This is a genomic window from Streptomyces torulosus, from assembly GCF_001419765.1.
Classification (GTDB): domain Bacteria; phylum Actinomycetota; class Actinomycetes; order Streptomycetales; family Streptomycetaceae; genus Streptomyces; species Streptomyces torulosus.
The window spans coordinates 1-5,086 of sequence record NZ_LIRK01000783.1 but is presented as its reverse complement, the minus strand read 5'-3'; the positions used below and the strand labels follow the sequence as shown (position 1 = coordinate 5,086).

General features: G+C 72.6%; 4 protein-coding genes and 1 pseudogene. 1 reads left to right on the top strand and 4 read right to left on the bottom strand.

Annotated features, from left to right (window positions below; genetic code table 11):
- Positions 1–305: pseudogene (locus AOK23_RS49110) on the bottom strand (DUF5819 family protein); the annotation flags it as partial.
- Positions 306–637: 332 nt separating this feature from the next.
- Between AOK23_RS49110 and AOK23_RS39825 the strand changes: the two are divergent.
- A complete protein-coding gene (locus AOK23_RS39825) occupies positions 638–1,828 on the top strand; it encodes an acyl-CoA dehydrogenase family protein (protein ID WP_055717310.1) in 1,191 nt (396 codons plus the stop codon).
- A 96-nt stretch (positions 1,829–1,924) separates the two neighbouring features.
- On the opposite strand, the gene AOK23_RS39820 is transcribed toward AOK23_RS39825, so the two are convergent.
- From AOK23_RS39820 to AOK23_RS39810, 3 genes are all read right to left on the bottom strand, one after another.
- The gene (locus AOK23_RS39820; protein WP_055717309.1) at positions 1,925–2,254 is read right to left on the bottom strand and encodes a rhodanese-like domain-containing protein; all 330 of its coding nucleotides are present in this window, start codon (positions 2,252–2,254) and stop codon (positions 1,925–1,927) included.
- Positions 2,255–2,374: 120 nt separating this feature from the next.
- On the bottom strand, positions 2,375–3,442 hold the full coding sequence (locus AOK23_RS39815; protein ID WP_240496777.1) for a J domain-containing protein: 1,068 nt from the start codon (positions 3,440–3,442) through the stop codon (positions 2,375–2,377).
- A gap of 250 nt (positions 3,443–3,692) precedes the next feature.
- A complete protein-coding gene (locus AOK23_RS39810; protein ID WP_079049975.1) occupies positions 3,693–5,060 on the bottom strand; it encodes a DUF2252 domain-containing protein in 1,368 nt (455 codons plus the stop codon).
- Positions 5,061–5,086: the final 26 nt, after the last annotated feature.

The following is a 5,086-nucleotide window of genomic DNA, read 5'->3' as shown; positions in this document are numbered from 1 at the left end:
GTGTACGGAGGGGGCGGGGTCTGCGGACTCTGCCGCGCAGCCCACGTCGGAGCACGAGCCGGAACCGGCGCGCGACCGACGCTGTCGGACTCGGCAACCGGGGCGGAGTCGGCATCCGGGGCAGAACCGGTTTCCGGGACGGAGCCGGTTTCCGGGGCGGGTGTGGAAGCGGGAGCAGGTGTGTCGGCGTCCGCGTCGGCGCCGTCGCCACGGTCGGCGGCTGCGTCGCCCGGGCCTATGGAAGCGGAGCCCTCGGGCTCGTCCGGCCCGCGCCGGGCGTTCGAGACCTCGTCGTACGCGTCCATTCCGCCCCGCTCCCCGATTCCCACTCCCGGTCCGTTTCCCCACCGGAACTTACTCAGCCGCGCGCATCCGGCACAGTCCCGGTGGCCACAGCAGTCACATCGTCACACCGATCACACGGCACCCACGAGGTTATCCACAGCCTCGGACACCTTACGGCGCAGTGCTCCACCATTGAGGTGAGCAGCCGACGCAGCCGGAGGTGAGCAGCCGAACCGTCCGGACCTTCGCCGACTCACAGCCGGCCCCTCTCCGGTCTCGCCGCGTCATTCCCTTCTTCTAGAACCTGTTCTATCTTGACGCCCCGTCATCGGCGACACGGAAGGGCGGAACCGTGGACTTCACCTTCACCGAGGAGCAGCAGGCGGCGGCCGAGGCGGCGAGGGCGGTGTTCGCCGGGGTCGCACCCGACGGGGTGCCGAGCCCCTCGCTCGTTCCGGGGGCCGTGGCCGACGACTTCGACCGGGCCCTGTGGACGCGGCTGGCCGACGCGGACCTGCTCAGCCTCCTGCTGGACCCCTCCTACGGCGGCTCGGGGCTCGACGCGATCGCGCTGTGCCTGGTGCTGCGCGAGTCGGCGAAGGTCCTGGCCCGGGTGCCGTTGCTGGAGAGCAGCGCGGCCGCCGTGACCGTCCAGGCGTACGGCAGCGAGGAAGCGCGGACCGATCTGCTGACCCGGGTCGGCCGGGGCGAGGTCGTGCTGAGCGTCGCCGCGCACGGCCGCACCGGCCACGACCCGGCCGAACTCGCGGTCACCGCTCAGCGGGAAGCCGACGGGGCGTGGGTCCTCGACGGAGTGCAGACAGCGGTGCCCTGGGCGTACAACGCCGACTACATCGTCGTACCGGCGACGCCCGTGGCCGGGGACGCCGGGCTCACCGAGGCCCAGCACACCGCCATGGCACCGGTCGGCACCGACAACGTCCTGCTCGCCCTCGTCCCCCGCGTCCACGAGGGCGTGGTCCTCGCCGAGCAGATCTCGACGGCGGGTGAGCGGCTCGCCGAGCTGCGGCTGGACTCCGCCCGGATCGCCGCACGGGACGTCATCGACGCGGACGGCGCCTGGGAAGGGCTCCGCGAACTGCTGACCACCGGCACCTGTGCGCTGGCCCTGGGGCTGGGGGAGGGGGTCCTCACCATGACCGGCGAATACACCGGAAAGCGGGAGCAGTTCGGGCACCCGATCGCCTCGTTCCAGGCCGTCGCCGTCCAGGCCGCCGACCGGTACATCGACCTCCGCGCCATGGAGGCCACCCTGTGGCAGGCCGCCTGGCGCATCAGCTCCGGAGCGGCAGGTGCCCTGCCCTCGGCCGGGGACGTCGCCGTGGCGAAGATCTGGGCCTCGGAGGGCGTACGGCGGGTCGTGCAGACCGCGCAACACCTGCACGGCGGCTTCGGCGCCGACGTCGACTACCCCCTGCACCGCTACCACGCCTGGGCCAAGCACCTCGAACTCTCCCTCGGCCCGGCAGCGGCACACGAGGAGTCCCTGGGCGATCTACTGGCAGCGCACCCGCTGGGCTGAGCGCCGCCCACACGCTGGGCCGAGGGCCCGTGCACACCGACCAAAAGGGCGCGCAAAACAACCCGCGCGCCCCTGAGCCTGGAAAGCTCTCCGAACCTAGAGAACGAACCCGCTCTCGCCCTTGTCGTCCACCACCGGCCGCCCGGCGGCCGCCCAGACCTGCATCCCGCCGTCCACGTTCACGGCGTCGATGCCCTGCTGGACGAGGTACATGGTGACCTGCGCCGAACGCCCGCCCGAACGGCAGATCACATGAACCCTGCCGTCCTGCGGCGCCGCCTCGGTCAACTCGCCGTACCGCGCCACGAACTCGCTGATCGGGATGTGCAGCGCCCCTTCGGCATGACCCGCCTGCCACTCGTCGTCCTCCCGGACGTCGAGCAGGAAGTCGTCGTCCTTGAGGTCCCCGACCTCGACCGTGGGCACACCAGCTCCGAAATGCATGCGTACGACGCTACCCGACCGCACGCCCACACACCGCCGCCGTACCCCGCCTACGCGCTCCGCCCGGCCTTCCCGGCGTGACCACCCTGACCACCCTGGCCGTCAGGGGCCCTCCTGACCGCCCGGACCACCTTGGCCGACATGCCCCTCGTGGCCCTCCTGGCCACCGTGCCCCACTTGGCCGACCTGACCGACCTGACCGCCCTCGCCGAGCAGCCCCGCCAGTTCCGCTTCCCGCTGGGCGACCTCCGTCAGCAGCTGTTCGGCGATCTCGTCGAGGAGGCGGTCTGGGTCGTCGGGGGCGATGCGGAGCATGGAACCGATGGCGCCCTCCTCCAGTTCGCGGGCGACAAGGGTGAGCAGTTCCTTGCGCTGGGCCAGCCATTCGAGGCGGGCGTACAGCTCCTCGCTGCGGCTGGGCCTGCGCTCCTCCGGCACCGGACCCGCGGCCCACTCCTGCGACAGCTCCCGCAGCAGCGTCTCGTCACCCCGCCCGTAGGCCGCGTTGACCCGCGATATGAACGCGTCGCGCCGCTCGCGCTCCTTGTCGTCCTGGGCCAGATCGGGGTGGGCCTTGCGCACCAGCTCGCGGTAGAGCCGGCGGGCCTCGTCGCTCGGTCGCACCCGCTCCGGGGGCCGCACGGCCTGGTCGGTGAGCATGGCCGCGGCCTCCGGGAACAGGCCCTCCGAGTCCATCCAACCGTGGAACAGCTCCTCCACGCCCGGCATGGGCATGACCCGCGCCCGTGCCTCCTGGGCCTTGCGCACATCCTCGGGGTCGCCGGTCCGTGCGGCCTTGGCCTCGGCGATCTGGGCGTCGAGCTCGTCGAGCCGGGCGTACATCGGTCCGAGCTTCTGGTGGTGCAACCGGGAGAAGTTCTCCACCTCGACCCGGAAGGTCTCCACCGCGATCTCGTACTCGATCAACGCCTGCTCGGCCGCCCGCACGGCCCGCTCCAGCCGTTCCTCGGGCCGCTCACCCCCGGTGCCTTCACCGGACACCGCGCCCTCGGCCGAAGCGGCACCCTGGGAGGAAGCGGAACCCTCCACGGTCTCCGCGGCCTCCGCGCCCTCGGCGGAAGCGCCCTCGCCCTGCCCCGGGCCCCCAGCGGGCTCCACGGGCTCGGCGGGGTGCTCGGACTGGGTCTGATCGGCTTCCGGGCTCGTCACCCGACCCAGCCTAGGCCACGACTCCGAGCGCCACCGAGCCCGCCCGAAGGCACCCCGCCCGACCGGGAACGACGTTCGGACAGCTCACGCCGACGCGGCCGAGCCGGGAACCGACCAGAGCATCAGCCCGAGCCGACTGCACCCTCCAAGCCGGGAATCGACCCGAGCCGACCGCACCCTCCAAGCCGAGAAACAACCCGAGCCGACCACAGCCGCTACCGCTCGCCGAGCCCTGTGGCCCCGGCCCTCGTCACACCCCGGCCTCGGCCTCGATCCGGCCGGCCCGTATCGCCGCCACCAGGTCCGCGTGGTCCGCCTCCGTGCGGTCGGCGTAGGTGACGGCGAACGTCGCGACGGCCTCGTCGAGTTCCTCGTTCTTGCCGCAGTAGCCGGCGATCAGCCGGGGGTCGGCGTTGTGGGCGTGGGCACGGGCCAGCAGGGCGCCGGTCATCCGGCCGTAGTCGTCGACCTGGTCGGCCGCGAGGGCCGCGGGGTCGACGCTGCCCTTGCGGTTGCGGAACTGACGCACCTGGAAGGGGTGGTCGTCCACGGTCGTCCAGCCCAGCAGGCTGTCGCTGACCACCTGCATCCGCTTCTGACCCAGGACCACACGACGGCCCTCGTGAGCCACGGCCGGAACGTCGAAACCGGCCGTCGCGAGATGCGGTTCGAGCGCGGAGGGGCGGGCCTCCTTCACCTGGAGCACAAGCGGCTCGCCCCGGTGGTCCAGGAGCAGCACGACGTATGAGCGCGTGCCGACGCTGCCGGTGCCGACCACGCGGAACGCCACATCGTGCACGGCGTAGTGGGCGAGCAACGGGTGGCGGTCCTCCGAGAGCGTGGTCAGGTACTGCTCCAGGGAGGTGGCGACCACCGCGGCCTCGGCGTCGTCCACCCGGCGCAGCACCGGCGGGGCGTCCACGAAGCGGCGCCCGCCGCCCTCCACCGCCTCGGTCGACTTGGCCGCGAAGCGTCCGCTCGTGTTGGCCCGCGCCTTCTCCGAGACCCGTTCCAGCGTGCCGAGCAGGTCGTGCGCGTCGGTGTGCGAGACGAGTTCCTCGTCGGCGATGGCGTTCCACGCGTCGAGGGCGGGGAGCTTGGCGAGGAGCCGCATGGTGCGCCGGTAGGCGCCGGTCGTGTCGAGCGCCGCCTTGCGACAGGTGTCCTCGTCGGCGCCCGCCTCGCGGCCGGCGAGCACGAGCGAGGTGGCGAGGCGCTTGAGGTCCCACTCCCAGGGGCCGTGCACGGTCTCGTCGAAGTCGTTGAGGTCGATGACGAGCCCACCGCGGGCGTCCCCGTAGAGGCCGAAGTTCGCCGCGTGGGCGTCGCCGCAGATCTGGGTGCCGATGCCGGTCATCGGCGTACGGGCGAGGTCATGGGCCATGAGGCCGGCCGAGCCGCGCAGGAACGCGAACGGGGTGGCGGCCATCCGGCCGACCCTTATCGGGATGAGCGCGGCAATGCGGCCGCGGTTGGACTCCTCGACCGCCGTCACCGCGTCGGGCCGGTCGGTGGTGAGGGTGAGGTCCGCGTGCGTGCTGCGCGGCACCCGCTCACGCAGGGCTTTGCCCTCCTCTTTGGGCGAACCCTGCGAGGGCCACCGCGCGAAACCGGGCACCCACGGCGCCCGCTCCTGCCCCGCCC